The organism is Haloarcula sp. CBA1131, from assembly GCF_008728975.1.
GTDB classification, from domain to species: domain Archaea; phylum Halobacteriota; class Halobacteria; order Halobacteriales; family Haloarculaceae; genus Haloarcula; species Haloarcula hispanica.
On sequence record NZ_RPCY01000001.1, the window covers coordinates 780,426 to 794,551 of the forward strand.

The following is a 14,126-nucleotide window of genomic DNA, read 5'->3' on the forward strand; positions in this document are numbered from 1 at the left end:
GGGCCTGTGACAGTGATTCAGGCTCCCGTCCGGCCATTCACTCCTGCACTGCGTCGACCTGCATCAGCGGGTAGCCGTCCTCCATCGCCATGCTTGTCTCGACCGTGACGCCCTCGTATTCGATGCGCATCTCGACGTCGATGAACCGCCCAGTAAGTTCGGTGTAGTCCGCCCCGCCCTCGGCGATAGCGTCTTCCAGCGCCTCTGTTCGGACGCTGACGGTGACCGCCTCACAGAACGGCTGGTTCTCGATGGCTTCCTCCATCGCCGCCGCGAGCGAGTCGGCGCTGGCCGGGCTGATCGGGGTGCCGGCGAACTGGTGATACAACGACCCGAACTTGACGCCCGCTTCGAAACACGCCTCCTGCGGAGCTGTGGGTTCCATACGCTCGGTCCGGCTGGGCGACACAAAAGCGAACCGCAAGCTACCTATTGCGTGCGACGTATCGTCTCATACGAATGGACGACCCGGTTCTGCTCACCGGCGCTGGCGGCGCTGTCGGGGCGGCCATCCTCGAAGGCCTCGAGGACGCCTACGAGTGGAAACTCATGTTCCACAGCCCACCCGCCGAGGAGCCCGACCACGAGTACCTCGTCGGGGACGTGTCCAGCGAGGGCGACGTGGCCGCGGCGATGGACGGCGTCAGCGCCGTCATCCACCTGGCCGGCGACCCCCGGCCCGAAGCCCCCTGGGATTCCGTCCTCGAAAACAACATCGACGGCACCCAGAAGATGTACGAGGCCGCCGTCGACGAGGGCGTCGAGAAGTTCGTCTTCGCGTCCTCGAACCACGCCGTCGGCTCCTTCGAAACGGACGAGCGCACGCCCGAGATGTACCGCCCGGACGACCAGTACCGCCTTGACGGGACCGAGCTCCCCCGCCCCGGCAACCTCTACGGCGTCTCGAAAGCCACCGGCGAGGTGCTGGGCCGCTACTACCACGACCAGTACGGGCTCTCCGTCTGCAACATCCGTATCGGCAACCTCACGCGGGGCCACCCGCCGATAGACTACGAGCGCGGGCAGGCGATGTGGCTCTCCTACCGAGACTGTGCTCACATCCACGACTGCGCGCTCCAGGCCGACTACGAGTACGAAATCGTCTACGGGATCTCCGATAACGACCGCAAGTACTACTCCATCGAGCGCGCGAAAGAGGCACTCGGCTACGACCCACAGGACAACTCCGCGCACTTCGACGGCGAAGAACGCGTCGCCGAACCGGAGCCGTAGCGCCGTTACCGGCGTCAGTGAGCTTTTGCCGTCTGCGCCAATACGGTAGCGTCTCCGAGCAACAGGCTGGTTCGAATCGTCCAGTCGCTCTGTCGGACACCAGTCCGGTTCTATTCGTCCGAAGAAACGATCCCACTCGCTTCGTCTGTTATCTTCTCCGAGATGGGGCCGACGCTCGCTCGCTTCTCGCCGATCGTGGCTCCGACGAGTGCACCGAGCGCGGCACCACTACTCGCCGCACTTTTACTGAACAGCCCACCGATTCCAGCACCGACGGCAGCGAAAGCGGCAGCGTTCTTGGCACGACTCCACGCACGGATAAGGCGGGACTTCATGTCTCAATCTATTCGGAGTGTTGACATAAGTGCGTGGGTTGGGACACGAACCCAGCAAAAACGCCCGTATCGAAGCCCGGGTCGCCGAACCGGAGCCGTGGCGGGCACACCACGGACCGCTACCACTTCTCGCCGAGGACGTCGCGCTGCCGGTCCTCGTAGGTCCCGTCTCGAAAGACAGTGACCCGCCCGTTCTCCTCGCTCAGCGTCACCACTGCAAACACGGCGTCCCGAGTGGAGGTCTCCAGCGCACTCATGTGTCGTGTCCCCATCCAGTCAGCATACGGGAGCTGGTCGACAGTTTCCGCCTCCGCTTCAGTCAACTGCGTGAGCCGAACCATCGATGGTCTGACTGTGCCGTCACTGCGGACGACAACTGCGCCGTCACACGCAACCGCAACCGACCGGGCCGCCTCGAACAGCGCCCCGGACTGGTCGAACACGCTCGGGCAGTCCTCGACCGGCCACCGGTTCGACCCCATCGGGTCGGAAAACGCCGTCGTCGGGTCGCGCTCGATGACGACGTACAGCCCCGGCCCCCGTACGTGAGCGTCGTCCCACCGGTCGAACGCCAGACTCACGTCCTCGACACAGCCCCTGATTCGGTCGAGAACAGCACTCTCCGGGGCGGCCTCTCTCTCCGCGTCTGTGGGACTCGGACGTTCAATCGAGTCGCTCATTCGGTCGTCTGTCGGTTGGGCCGCCACGGGCATAGTCGGTGCGGATTTCCGGAAAATCCGTTGTGTTGATTAAATGGGTAACCAGCCAGTCAAGCGGCCCGAGCTACTCGAACAGCCCCCGCACGTCGTCGTCTTTCTGCTGTTCCAGTTCGACGTGGTCCCGGAGCCGCTGGTAGACGACGGGGCGCTGGTCGCGCTCGCGCACGAACGAGAACACCATTCCGACGAACTGCGAGCCGCCGTCGCCGTCGAGTTCATCTCGCGCGCGGTCAACAGCGTCGTTGATGGCTTCCTCGTCGTACCGGCCAGCCTCCGCCAGCACTTCGGCAGCGATGGCGGTAGCGTCGAAATCAAGCGTGTCGTAGCCAATCGCTTCGCCGTCGTGGGTCACCACTGGCGGGTCCGCCGCTGCGTGGTGTGGGTCCGCCGCCGTCGCCGCGAGGAACGACCGGACCCTGTATAGTGCCACCCCGCGGTACGGGTCGGGCAGGCCGTCGAGGTACTCCACCGCGCTCTCGGCCAGTCCCTGCGCGCCCGACCAGTTCTCCTCGCTAGCGTGGTGGACGACCGCGGTGAACTGGATGAGACCGTGCAGAAACCGCTCGTCGTCACCTTCGTCGAGGTTCAGCCAGTACGCCTCCCACGCGTCGTGTGCGGCGTGGTAGCGACCTTCGTTGTACACTGCGATGCCGGCACGGAGATGGTCGCGCACACGGTGGGTTGTATTCGCGGTCGGAAAACCACATCGCCATCTGTGCAAAGTTTCGACAGCGAGACCCTATTACCGTCGCTCGGCGGTTTGCGTCGGTAGAAACGTCCGGACGGAGTTCCACGCGAGCGTGGAGCACGTCCGGTCGTGAATGGAATGAACGTCCGGACGGAGATTTGAACTCCGGTCCCTGGCTCCGCAAGCCAAGAGGATAGTCCACTACCCTATCCGGACTCATTTCCAGAGAGGGTGGTGCACCTAAAAAGGGTGACGGTTCGCGTGCCGTCACGCGACGGGTAGGCACACTTCGCTACAACGCTGATTTGAGCGACCGGGAGTATCTTTCAACTGGCCTACATTCGGGCGAATATGAAGCGGCGACAACTCCTACGATACGGTGGTCTCGGTTGCTCGATAGCGCTCGCTGGCTGCTTTGGTGGGGCGCCCGGTAGCGGGGAAACATCCACAGAGGGCGCGAGTGAAACCCCGAGTGTGAACGAGACAACATTCAGCGTCACCCAGCGACAGTCCGGGTCACAGACAAGTTCGGCAACGGTGGCTTTCGACGGCGATCAAGTCGTCGTCGAAGGCACTATCTGGGGATCTGATGGGTGCAAAACGGCCGACCTAACAGACGTCACGTACGATTCGAGTGCCGATGAACTTCGCATCAGTGTTGGGACGAAGGATAAACCGGACGCTGGCGATGTGTGTACGCAAGCCATTATGGAGATCGACTACCGGGCGACGGCGACGTTTGAGAACGGGCTCCCCGGCACGGTGTCTGTGTCTCACGACACCGGCGACGGCCAGAGCCCCGTAACAACAGCGACACGCTAACGGCTGCCCACGACTCTCTCAACGTGGTGGCATAACAGTGCCCGCTGTCGGGCCAGCGGACGAGGGTTTATACCCCATCGCATGACCACCATCGAGTAATGGACGGGAGACCACCGAAATCGACCGACAACGGCCGCTCGCTCGCCCAACGACAACGCTTAAGCGCGCCCCAGCCCAGCGTCCCATAGATAGATGGGTGCGATAGAGGACATTTACGAGGACCTAGAGACGGACGTCCCCGAGGAGGAGTTCCGCGAGGCCGTCGAGGAGAAGGTCGAGCAGATGGGCGGGCTCGCCGACGAGGAGACGGCCGCGATGCTGTTGGCCCACGAGCTCAACGAGAACGAGGTCAACGCCATCGCCGATATCGAACCCGGGATGGACGAGGTGAAGTTCCTCGCCAAGGTGATGGCCATCGGCGACCTGAAGACCTTCGAACGCGACGACGAGGACGAGGACGGCCGGGTCATCAACGTCGAGGCGGCCGACGAGAGCGGCAGCCTCAGGCTCGCCTTCTGGGACGGCCAGGCCGTCGACATCGACGAGGGGCAACTGGAGGTCGGCGACGTACTCCGGGTGAAGGGTCGGCCGAAGGACGGCTACAATGGGCTGGAGGTGTCCGTCGACAAGGCGGAGCCGGACGACGACGCCACAATCGACGTGGAGCCGGGCGCTGGCTCGTCCATCGACGCGCTGACGATGGGCCAGTCCGACGTGACGCTGCGCGGGCTCGTGCTTGATACCGACACCATCCGGACGTTCGACCGGGATGACGGCAGCGAGGGCCGTGTCTCGAACCTCACGCTCGGCGATGAGACGGGGCGTATCCGGGTGACGCTGTGGGACGACCGAGCCGACCGCGCCGAGGAACTCGATGCGGGGGCGGCCGTGGAGATAATCGATGGCTACGTCCGGGAGCGGGACGGCTCGCTGGAACTCCACGTCGGCGACCAAGGGGCCGTCGACGAAGTGGATGACGACGTGGCCTTTGAGCCCGACGCTGACCCAATCGCGGAGGTCGAACTCGAAGAGACAGCCGATATTGCTGGCGTCGTGCGCTCGGCCGACCCCAAGCGGACGTTCGACCGCGACGACGGCAGCGAGGGACAGGTCCGAAATGTCCGCATCCAGGACGCGACGGGCGACATCCGCGTGGCGCTGTGGGGCGACAAGGCGGACAAGGACATCGCGCCGGGCGACGAAGTGCTCGCGGCGGATGTCGAAATCCAGGACGGCTGGCAGGACGACAAGGAGGCCTCGGCGAGCTGGAACTCTACGGTCGTCGTGCTCGACGACGGCGCGGATCTGGCGACTGGTGGCGCAGGTGGGGGAGCCAGCGCCGAGACGACCGACGCCGAACACGCCGGCCTGTCCTCCTTCGGTGACGGTGCGGACGACGCTGATACCGACAACAGCGGCGACGGGGCGGCCGCAGTCAGTGCTGGTACCGGCGACACGTCGCCGGACGGTGGCGCACAGAGCGCCGGCCAGCAGGTGGAGTTCACCGGCACCGTCGTCCAGACCGGCGACCCCGTGGTGCTGGACGACGGCGAGCAGACGATGAGCGTCGAAACCGGCGAGCGCGTGCAGTTAGGGCAGGAGATAACGGTCCGTGGCGAACTCCACGACGACCGGCTTCACGCTGAGGACGTGTTCTGAGTCGCCGAGCGACGCTACGGAAACTCTTAAGACCGCAACACTCCCGGGTTTGGGTATGAGTGTCGAGCTACCGTTCGCACCGGTGGATGCGGTCATTCGGCGGAACGCGGACGGGCTCCGGGTGAGTGCCGACGCTGCGGAGGAACTGGCTCGTCGAATACAGGACCACGGCGCTTCGCTTGCCGTCACAGCAGCTACCGAGGCCACCACGGACGGCCGAAAGACGCTGATGCCGGCCGATTTCGGCATCGAGCAGGTCCCGGAGAAGGACGGCCTCGAACTCCCCGTCGCGCCGGTCGACCGCATCGCACGGCTCGACATCGACGACGACTACCGCGTCGCAATGGACGCCCGCGTCGCCCTCGCGTCGCTCCTCGAAACGTACGCCGACGACACGGCCGCCGCGGCCGCCACGTTGGCTCGTCACGCTGACCGTCGGACGATCAAGGCAGCTGACGTCGAAACGTACTTCGAACTCGAACAGTACTACTGAATGAACTTCGGCTACCGCGAGGTCTGTCTGGACCACGACACCGGGCCGCGACATCCGGAGAGTCCCGACAGACTTCGAGCGATACGGCGCGCGCTCAAGGAGAACCACGGTGTCGAGTACGTCACCGCCGACGACGCCGACATCGACCTCGTGCGCGAGGTCCACGACACCGACTACATCGAGGAGTTCCGCGAGTTCTGTGACGACGGCGGCGGGAACTGGGACGCCGACACCGTCGCGGTCGAGGAGACGTGGGACGCCGCGCTCGCGTCGGCAGGCCTCGCTGTCTGGGCGGCGGAAGCCGCGCTTGACGGCAACGCCGGCCGCGACACACCGTTCTCTCTGGGCCGACCGCCCGGCCATCACGCTGTGGGCGACGACGCCATGGGCTTCTGTTTCATCAACAACGCGGCCGTCGCGGCACAGGCGGCCCTCGAAGCCGATGCCGAGCGCGTCGCCATCTTCGACTGGGACGTCCACCACGGGAACGGTACACAGGACATCTTCTACGACCGTTCCGACGTGTTCTACGCCTCGATACACGAGGACGGCCTCTACCCCGGCACTGGCGACATTGAGGAGACCGGCACGGGGAACGCCGACGGCACGAACCTCAACGTCAAGTACAAGCCCGGCGCTGACACCGCCGACTACCTCGCCGCGATCGACGAGTGCATCGCGCCGGCCATCGAGGACTACGACCCCGACCTGTTGCTCATCAGCGCCGGCTTCGACGCGCACGAACACGACCCGATTTCACGGATGCGCGTCTCGACGGAAGGGTACGGCGCAATGACGGACCGCATGCGCTCGCTCACAGACGCCTGTGACGCGGCGCTTGGAATCATCCTCGAGGGCGGGTACGGACTTGATACCCTCTCAGACTCGGTTACGACCGTTCACGAAGTCTTTGACGGCTACCAGCCGATGGAACCGGACGACGACGTCAGCGACGACGCTCGCGACGTTCTCGATGACCTCGCCGATCAGGGCTTCGGCTCGAAGTAGTCCGCCAGATCGACGCCGAAACCGTCGGCAAGCGCTGTAATCTCTGTGCCGACCAGTACCTCGTAGCCGTCCTCCAGTGCCGACTCGATCCGTGGCCCCAGCCCCACGTCGAAGACAGCATCGCTCGACAGGAACCCGGTAGCTGTGGTGATCGCGCGTGGCCGCTCGACGACGTAGCGGTCGCCGTCGATGAAGGGGCCGGCCACCTCGGGGTCGTCGTCGTACTTCTCGAAGAACCCGCTCGCGTGCTCGCGGACGTGGACCGGCGGCCCTTCGTGGCGCTCGACGGCCGGCCGCTCGGCGACGGCAAATTCGAGCAGCAGGACGGCGTCCCGCTGTGCTGGTGATCCGCTGTCGCCGCCGGCGGTAGCTCTCGCACTGTCGACGGCTCGGCCCCCGTCGTCTCCGCTGCCGTCCTCGACGAACGCGGCCGACCGCAGGACCTCGAACCCCAGTCGGTCGAGTTCGCTGCAGAGCCCATCGAGGGATTTCCGGAGCTGGGGCCAGAGCTGGTCGTCGACCACGTCCGGGGCGACGAAGCGGAGCGCCATCGGCGTCGTTTCCCGCTGTGACACAGCGGCTTCGATGTCTGGTGCTGCGAACGGCTCAGGGTCGTCCTCGGTGAACAGCGAGGCCCGTGGTTCGGCGAGCAGGTCCCGGGCGTAGTGCTGGAGCCTGGCGACGTTCGTGGCGGACAGCACCGCCGCGACGTTGCGCTCCGGGTCCGTCGGGTCGATGACGACCAGCGGGTCGTCGAACGTCTCGCTCCCGTGGTCCTCGGGGTCCAGCCGAACCGGCGGGTACCAGTCCGCGACTGCCTCGACGAACGCCCGGAAGCCGCCGTACTCGAGTACCAGCAGCTCCGTCAGATAGCCCGAGAACCCGCGTGTTCGGAGGTCGCTCCCGTAGACACCGATGCCCTTCAGGAACTGCTTTGCCACCCGCACCTCGCCCGCGCCGTCGTCGTCCAGTCGCTCCTGCAGATATCTGGTGTGAAACGGCGTCCGGTCGACCGCGGACTGGATCTCGGTGGCGTCCTCGACCGCGTAGCAGGGCACCAGATCCACGGCGTACCCCTCGCGCTCGCCGACGACGTAGGGGTGTTCGGCGTACTCCTCGCGCCCATCGGGGAGGACTTCGTGCCCGACCGTCAGCCCGTATTCCTCCAGCGCTTCGCGGTCGAGTGACGGTGGAAAACAGACGAACACGTCCACGTCTCGGTCGCCGGCGGTCCACGTTCCGCGGGCCGTCGATCCGACTTGCACTACCTCCGCAGCGACCGGCAGGTCGGCGACGGCCGCCTCGGCGTCGGCCATCACCGCGTCGGCGACCCGCTGTAACTGCGCTCGCTCGTCGTCGGTTGGCGAGGCCCGTGCTCGCATCTCCTCGACGACGGCGTCGAACTCATCGCTCATACCGCCGCTTGCGCACAAGTGCGTGAAAGCGTGTCGATGCCGACTGGAAACGAAAGCCCTAATTACCAACTCTGGCAATGATTGGATGCGTTCGCGCCGCCGTAGCTCAGTTGGTAGAGCACCTGGTTGTTACCCAGGTTGTCCCAGGTTCGAGCCCTGGCGGTGGCGTCGTTCTTTCACTCGCAAATCGACGAGCGCTGCGACTCCGTCACTGTCGGCTTTCAGGGCCGCTGGACGGTGAGATATGCAGCCGATGCACGAAACTCTCTGTATCGACCCACCTGTCTCTCCGAAACCCCTCCACTCCAACCCGACAGGCTAAAGATGCGGACTCATCAACACCATTCTGAAGGGCCCTTAGCTTAGTCTGGTTAAAGCGATCGGCTCATAACCGATTGAGCGCTGGTTCAAATCCGGCAGGGCCCATGTCCACCACTGGCAGAACGGTCTGCAATGCGGTCGGAGTCTCATATTTTCGAGGGGAAGGCGACTCACACGCCTACAACTCACTCGTCCACGACGACGACCTTGACCTGTTGGACACCACCAATCGCCCGGAGACGGTTGGCTAGCTCCGTGATCTTGCCGCCCGCGCCCTCGACGACCAGCGTCTCCATGCAGGTGTCGTGGGAGAGATGAATGTGCTGGACGGAGGTGATGATGTCGGCCATCTCGTGTTGGACCGTCTGAAGCTCGTCTGCGATGCCCGAGACGTGGTGGTCGTGGACGATGACGATGGTCCCGTGGTGGTGTTTTTCGTCACCGGACTCCCACTCGTAGGTCGCAAAGAAGTCACGTAGCGAGTCACGAATGGCTTCCGACCGGCTCGCGTACTCCCAGTCGTCGACGATACCGTCGAGTCGGTCGACCATCGACGAGGGGAGTGTCAGGCTGATCCGGTCGAGGTCCTCACTCATGTGTGTCGATAGAGAGGGGCTCGCATATGGATATCCGGGCTTCGGTAATACTCACTCGTCGGAAGTAATACTGCCCGATGAAAAAGTATTATTACTGCGCCGGGGCCAGACCCGGGTAGCATGCACATTCCCGACGGATATATCGATCTACCGCTTGCGTTGCTGTTCGGTGCGCTTGCGGTCGTCGTTCTGAGCGTCGCTGCCAAGCGTGTCAACGGTGAGATTTCCGATGCGCGCGCGCCGCTGCTCGGTGTCGTCGCAGCGAGTATCTTCGCCGCACAGATGCTCGACTGGCCAATTCCCGGGGGCACCAGCGCCCACTTCGTCGGGGGCGCGTTCGCGGCGATTCTCCTCGGTCCGCACCTGGGCGCGCTCTGTGTCGCGACTGTCGTCACGATTCAGGCGCTCGTCTTCGGTGACGGCGGGCTCGTGGTGCTTGGCGCGAACGTGTTCAACATGGCTGTCGTCGAGGTGTACGTCGGCTACGCCATCTATCGCCTGCTCGTTCCATACGGCGAGTTCCGCGCGGCCTTCGTCGCGGGGTGGCTAGGAATTACGGCCGGCGCGCTGACCGCCGCCCTTCAGCTGGGCCTTTCCTCTGCGTTCCAGTACCAGTTGCTGACGACGCTGTCGATAATGGGCGTCGGGCACCTCGCGTTGGGCCTGATTGAAGGGGCCATCACCGCCTTGGTCTACCGCTATCTGGCCCGCGCTCGCCCCGACCTGCGACCGAACGCCGCCCCGGAGGTGAGTGCGTGATGGCCCGGGATCTTCCCGACTGGCTACCTCGTGCCCTCGCCGCGCTGCTGGTCCTGACATTGCTCGCGCCGGTGTTCGGATGGGCGGCCGGTCAGGTCGGCTACGCCGAACCGCTCGAAAACGCCGCCGAGGCGACCGATGCGACGGAACACGCCACCGCCGTCGGTACCGCGCTGTTCCCGGACTACGGCGTCCCCGGTCTCGGTGGTGCAACCGGAACGTTCGTGTCGGCCGTCGTCGGGACGGCGCTGACGCTCCTCCTCGGTGCCGGCATCGGTCGCCTGCTCGGGGCGGATACCGACCAGCGGCAGTAGCTGATGTCCGGCAGAGACCTGCTCGACCGGACCGTTGCGGCCATCGCGGCCAGCGCCCAGTGGTTCCTGCTCGCTGAGGACCTGCCGGACCGGGACGGGTTTCTCCAGGCCGTCACGCCGACGGTCAAGCTCGTCGGCGTCGCGACGCTCGTCGCCCTTACCGTGACACAGCGGACACTGGCAGTCGTCAGCGCGCTCGCGCTCCTCGCTTCGGTGCTTGCGGCCATTTCTCGGATACCTATCCGTACTTTCTTGGGGCGGCTGACCGGCCCGCCGGCGTTCGCGTTCGTCGTCGTCGCGCCACAGGCCATCCTGATGGGTGGTCCCTCGCTTGGCTCGCTCCCGCTCTCGGCCGCTGGCGTCGACTACGTGCTTACGTTCGCCGTCCGCGTAACCGCGTGTGTCGGCTTCCTGTCCGTGCTGCTGTTGACCACCCGCTTCGCCGACCTCTTGGCGGCGTTTCGCCGGCTCCGGGTCCCGTCGATTGCCGTCTCGCTGCTCGGAATCACGTACCGCTATCTGCTCCTCTTTTTCGCCGAACTCGAACGCATGGTCCGGGCTCGCCGGAGTCGAACCATCGCCGAGCCGAGCCTCCGCCGGAACTGGCGCGACTCGGGGAACTTCGTGGGCTCGTTTCTCGTCCGCAGTCTGGAACGCGGCGAGCGGGTCCAGCGGGCCGCTCGCGCTCGTGGCGGGACTGGCTCGACGCCGGCACAGCCCCGGGAACCGCTCGGGCGGGCCGACCTCGCCTTCGGACTGGTCGTCGCGCTCGCCGTCGTGGTGGTGGTCGCGTGACTGCTATCGAGGCGACTGACCTCCGGTACGCATACCCCGATGAAACGCTGGCCGTCGACGGCGTCGATGTGTCCATCGAGCGCGGCGACCGCGTAGCGCTGCTCGGCCCGAACGGGGCTGGCAAGTCGACGCTGCTGGAACTGCTGGGCGGGCTGGTCGACCCCGATGGCGGGCGGGTCCGGTACTTCGGGGAGACGACCGACGCCGACACCGTCCGCAGCCGTCTGAGCGTCCTCACGCAGAACCCTGCGGACTACCTGTTCAACCCGACCGTTCGCGAAGACCTCGCCTACGGGCCGGCGCAACTCGACTGCGAGCGCGCGGAGGTTGACCGCCGCGTCGAGCGAGTCGCGGCCCGGCTCGACCTCGACGGCCTCCTGTCGAAGCCGCCGTTCCGGCTCAGCGGCGGTGAACAGCGCCGGGCTGCTCTCGCCAGCGCGCTCACCGTCGAACCGGACGTACTGTTGCTCGATGAACCGGTGAGCAACGTCGACGCCGCGAACCGGGAGACGATTCTCGACCTGCTGGACGAACTCGCGGCCGAGGGCGTCACGCTCGTCGTCTCGACGCCGGACACCGAACTCGTCCCGCACGTCGCGGGCCGGGTCCTGTTGCTCGACGATACCGGCACGATTGCCGCGAGGGGGCCCACCCGCCGTATCCTGACTGATACTGACCTGTTGCGGGACTGTGACCTGCGCCCGCCACAAGTCGTCAGACTGTTCGAGGGCCGGACGGACGACGTGCCACTGACCGTCGCGGGGGCCGCCGAACGGCTGGACGCGGACGGTCCGGATACCATGGAGTGACGGTCTGACGCGCAGAGAAACTGGCGCTTTTCACACCACCCTCACTCTGACGCGTCGAGCAGGCGGCCGTGTACGTCGATTTCGCCGTTCCGAATCCGGGTGCTGCTGATCCGCGTGCCGTCTTCGGCGACGACAAACGGCGGCGTGTGGATCTCCAGCGGGTGGAGCCCCGCGTCCCGCCGCTGCTGATTGAGTTCGTAGGCGCGGCGCTGTGCCTTCGCCTCCGGCGAGGCGACGAGCGCATCCACGTCGGCCCGCGTCGCGGCTGGTCCTTGCGTGTCCTCTAATTGGAGAATCTCGTAAGTGGCGGTGTATGACTCGCCTAACTGGCCCAACTCGGCATCGAGCGCGGCATGGCGGTCGTCGTACGCACCCAACTGCTCCGCGTGTCCCGGGTCGCTACGCGTCTCTGTAGCCAGTTCGGAACTCGTCAGACCGACGATGACGTGGCCATCGCCACGTCCGTCGTGGCTTGCGGTCTGGAACGCCTTGTGTAGGAGCGCCCGGTGGCCGTTGTGAATCGGTGTGAAGGTCCCGCCGAGAATCGCTGTCCGGTCCGCGTCTGCCATACGCGAATGTCCCACCAGTGTCATATATAACTGCTGTCCGTCGCATGACTCGCCAGTGCCAACAGCTTCTACCGACTGTACCCCGGTAACACTCACGTCAGCAGTCACTCAAGTAGTTCCGGCACGTATTGCTCCCAATGACCGAAGCCACCCCTACTCCGGGCATCCATCACGTCACATGCATCGCGAGCGATCCCCAGCAGAACATGGACTTTTGGGTCGAAACGCTCGGGCTCAGGCTCGTCAAGCGCTCGATCAACCAGGACGACCCCAGTACGTACCACTTCTTCTTCGCCGACGCCGCGGGGAACCCCGGGACGAGCATGACGTTCTTCCCGTGGGAGGACCACGCACAGGGGAAGGTCGGCTCTGGACAGGTCTCACGCACCGCGTTCCGCGTTCCCGAGGGAAGCCTCGACTACTGGGAGGACCGCTTCGACGAGTACGGCGTCGACTACGACGACCGTGTCGAGCGGTTCGGCGAGACCGTCCTCCCGTTTCGCGACCCGGACGGGCTCCCGGTCGAACTGGTCGAAGTCGGGATTCCCGACGACGACCCGACCGAGCCGTGGACGGAGTTCGTTCCCGAAGACGCCGCCATCCGTGGCTTCCACTCGGTGACGCTCTGGCTCGCTGACCCCGAACCGACGGAGGACCTGCTCCAGAAGATGGGCTTCGAGGAAGTCGGCACCGAGCAGGCACAGGGCGATACGCCCGGCGACGAGCGGACCCGCTACGCCGCGACGGGGTCTGTCGGGAAGTACGTCGACGTGTTGCCGACTATCGAGGGCGGCCGGCAGGGCCACGGCACGGTCCACCACGTCGCCTTCCAGACGCCAACCGACGAGGACCAGCAGTCGATGCGTGAGGCCGTTCGCGGTGCGGGACTGCGCCCCACATCACAGATCGACCGCCACTGGTTCCGGTCGGTCTACTTCCGGGAGTTCGGCGGCGTGCTGTTCGAACTCGCCACGAGCGGCCCCGGGTACGACAGCGACGAACCGCTTGATGACCTCGGTGGCCGGCTGGTGCTGCCCGGGAAGTTCGAGGGCCGACGCGAGGAAATCGAAGCGGGGCTCACGGACGTGACGATTCCCCGGCCAGCGGCCGCCGAAGCCGACGACTAACACCGACGAACCGACCGGTATACGCCTCATTCTTCCTGTTAGCCTGTGAGTAAATATGAGTGTCCGGACTGTCCCACGTTATATGTCCACAGAGGGGCAGGAGTACGTTATCGCGCCGTGGGGTGAGAGCGAGTGTGAGACGACCGATATCACGGTCGATCTGCCGTCCCGGGAGCTCGCGGCCCAGCTGGAAGTCCCGACGAGCGTGCTAGACCGCATGGCACAGCTCGGCGACGAGCACGACATCCCGGTGACGCAGGCGCTCGGGGAGCGGCTGGAAATCAACCGAGCACGGGTGTCGCTCTGTGCCGCGAAGTCGGTTGACGACGTGGCCGCGGTCCAGCAGCATCTCACGGACGCCCGCGAGCACCTGTCAGGCGTCGAAGCGCTCGATACGGCTGATCTCGAAGCTGACATCGAACACCTCTGGACCAACGAACTCGGCGGCGCGTAACCTCGTCCAT

At 65.4% G+C, this 14,126-nt stretch carries 18 protein-coding genes and 3 tRNA genes; 13 read left to right on the forward strand and 8 right to left on the reverse strand.

What is annotated here, in order from left to right:
- Window positions 1-37: 37 nt before the first annotated feature.
- Window positions 38-385, reverse strand: coding sequence for a dihydroneopterin aldolase family protein (locus Har1131_RS04000; RefSeq protein ID WP_008307666.1), 348 nt, complete (start codon window positions 383-385; stop codon window positions 38-40).
- Window positions 386-459: 74 nt separating this feature from the next.
- Between Har1131_RS04000 and azf the strand changes: the two genes are divergently transcribed.
- Window positions 460-1,233, forward strand: coding sequence for an NAD-dependent glucose-6-phosphate dehydrogenase Azf (azf, locus tag Har1131_RS04005; protein WP_014041409.1), 774 nt, complete (start codon window positions 460-462; stop codon window positions 1,231-1,233).
- Between the two features lie 110 nt (window positions 1,234-1,343).
- Here azf and Har1131_RS04010 read toward each other — a convergent pair whose 3' ends face one another.
- The 4 genes from Har1131_RS04010 to Har1131_RS04025 form a co-directional block, all read right to left on the reverse strand.
- Window positions 1,344-1,568: a hypothetical protein gene (locus Har1131_RS04010; protein WP_008307668.1), complete on the reverse strand. Its 225-nt coding sequence runs from the start codon at window positions 1,566-1,568 to the stop codon at window positions 1,344-1,346.
- Window positions 1,569-1,687: 119 nt separating this feature from the next.
- Window positions 1,688-2,248, reverse strand: a complete 561-nt coding sequence (locus Har1131_RS04015) for a diadenylate cyclase (protein WP_191907465.1) — start codon at window positions 2,246-2,248, stop codon at window positions 1,688-1,690.
- A gap of 103 nt (window positions 2,249-2,351) precedes the next feature.
- On the reverse strand, window positions 2,352-2,960 hold the full coding sequence (locus Har1131_RS04020; protein ID WP_050007458.1) for a DUF309 domain-containing protein: 609 nt from the start codon (window positions 2,958-2,960) through the stop codon (window positions 2,352-2,354).
- A gap of 158 nt (window positions 2,961-3,118) precedes the next feature.
- Window positions 3,119-3,191: transfer RNA gene (locus Har1131_RS04025), tRNA-Arg, on the reverse strand.
- Between the two features lie 258 nt (window positions 3,192-3,449).
- Here Har1131_RS04025 and Har1131_RS04030 point away from each other — a divergent pair.
- The 4 genes from Har1131_RS04030 to Har1131_RS04045 all read left to right on the forward strand — a co-directional run bounded on the left by Har1131_RS04030 (window position 3,450) and on the right by Har1131_RS04045 (window position 6,957).
- A complete protein-coding gene (locus Har1131_RS04030) occupies window positions 3,450-3,797 on the forward strand; it encodes a hypothetical protein (RefSeq protein ID WP_023843424.1) in 348 nt (115 codons plus the stop codon).
- Between the two features lie 192 nt (window positions 3,798-3,989).
- A complete protein-coding gene (locus tag Har1131_RS04035) occupies window positions 3,990-5,456 on the forward strand; it encodes a single-stranded DNA binding protein (RefSeq protein WP_014041405.1) in 1,467 nt (488 codons plus the stop codon).
- Window positions 5,457-5,511: 55 nt separating this feature from the next.
- Window positions 5,512-5,949, forward strand: coding sequence for a histone (locus Har1131_RS04040; RefSeq protein ID WP_005537260.1), 438 nt, complete (start codon window positions 5,512-5,514; stop codon window positions 5,947-5,949).
- Window positions 5,950-6,957, forward strand: a complete 1,008-nt coding sequence (locus Har1131_RS04045; RefSeq protein ID WP_050037129.1) for a histone deacetylase — start codon at window positions 5,950-5,952, stop codon at window positions 6,955-6,957.
- Here the strand turns inward: Har1131_RS04045 and cca are convergent.
- Window positions 6,936-8,372 (reverse strand): CCA tRNA nucleotidyltransferase, encoded by a 1,437-nt coding sequence (cca, locus tag Har1131_RS04050; protein WP_151145180.1) that lies wholly within the window; start codon window positions 8,370-8,372, stop codon window positions 6,936-6,938. The two genes, Har1131_RS04045 and cca, sit on opposite strands and share 22 nt — an antisense overlap.
- 95 nt (window positions 8,373-8,467) lie before the next feature.
- On the opposite strand from cca, the gene Har1131_RS04055 reads away from it, so the two are divergent.
- Together Har1131_RS04055 and Har1131_RS04060 are read left to right on the forward strand one after the other, a co-directional pair.
- Window positions 8,468-8,540, forward strand: a tRNA-Asn gene (locus Har1131_RS04055).
- A 183-nt stretch (window positions 8,541-8,723) separates the two neighbouring features.
- Window positions 8,724-8,798: transfer RNA gene (locus tag Har1131_RS04060), tRNA-Ile, on the forward strand.
- A gap of 80 nt (window positions 8,799-8,878) precedes the next feature.
- Here Har1131_RS04060 and nikR read toward each other — a convergent pair.
- Entirely contained in the window at window positions 8,879-9,289 is a 411-nt protein-coding gene (nikR, locus tag Har1131_RS04065) for a nickel-responsive transcriptional regulator NikR (RefSeq protein WP_151103841.1), read from the reverse strand.
- Between the two features lie 120 nt (window positions 9,290-9,409).
- On the opposite strand from nikR, the gene Har1131_RS04070 reads away from it, so the two are divergent.
- From Har1131_RS04070 to Har1131_RS04085, 4 genes are read left to right on the forward strand one after another with little or no spacing between them, the layout of a single operon-like run.
- Window positions 9,410-10,048: an energy-coupling factor ABC transporter permease gene (locus Har1131_RS04070; protein WP_014041402.1), complete on the forward strand. Its 639-nt coding sequence runs from the start codon at window positions 9,410-9,412 to the stop codon at window positions 10,046-10,048.
- On the forward strand, window positions 10,048-10,362 hold the full coding sequence (locus tag Har1131_RS04075) for a PDGLE domain-containing protein (RefSeq protein WP_014041401.1): 315 nt from the start codon (window positions 10,048-10,050) through the stop codon (window positions 10,360-10,362). Before Har1131_RS04070 ends, Har1131_RS04075 begins: the two co-directional genes overlap by 1 nt.
- Before the next feature lie 3 nt (window positions 10,363-10,365).
- On the forward strand, window positions 10,366-11,157 hold the full coding sequence (cbiQ, locus tag Har1131_RS04080; protein WP_014041400.1) for a cobalt ECF transporter T component CbiQ: 792 nt from the start codon (window positions 10,366-10,368) through the stop codon (window positions 11,155-11,157).
- Entirely contained in the window at window positions 11,154-11,966 is an 813-nt protein-coding gene (locus Har1131_RS04085; RefSeq protein WP_050037126.1) for an energy-coupling factor ABC transporter ATP-binding protein, read from the forward strand. The genes cbiQ and Har1131_RS04085 overlap by 4 nt, the downstream gene beginning before the upstream one ends.
- A gap of 41 nt (window positions 11,967-12,007) precedes the next feature.
- Here Har1131_RS04085 and Har1131_RS04090 read toward each other — a convergent pair whose 3' ends face one another.
- Window positions 12,008-12,535 (reverse strand): phosphopantetheine adenylyltransferase, encoded by a 528-nt coding sequence (locus tag Har1131_RS04090; RefSeq protein WP_050007467.1) that lies wholly within the window; start codon window positions 12,533-12,535, stop codon window positions 12,008-12,010.
- Window positions 12,536-12,672: 137 nt separating this feature from the next.
- On the opposite strand from Har1131_RS04090, the gene Har1131_RS04095 reads away from it, so the two are divergent.
- Together Har1131_RS04095 and Har1131_RS04100 are read left to right on the forward strand one after the other, a co-directional pair.
- Window positions 12,673-13,662, forward strand: a complete 990-nt coding sequence (locus Har1131_RS04095) for a ring-cleaving dioxygenase (RefSeq protein WP_050037125.1) — start codon at window positions 12,673-12,675, stop codon at window positions 13,660-13,662.
- A gap of 82 nt (window positions 13,663-13,744) precedes the next feature.
- A complete protein-coding gene (locus Har1131_RS04100) occupies window positions 13,745-14,116 on the forward strand; it encodes a hypothetical protein (RefSeq protein ID WP_050007460.1) in 372 nt (123 codons plus the stop codon).
- Window positions 14,117-14,126: the final 10 nt, after the last annotated feature.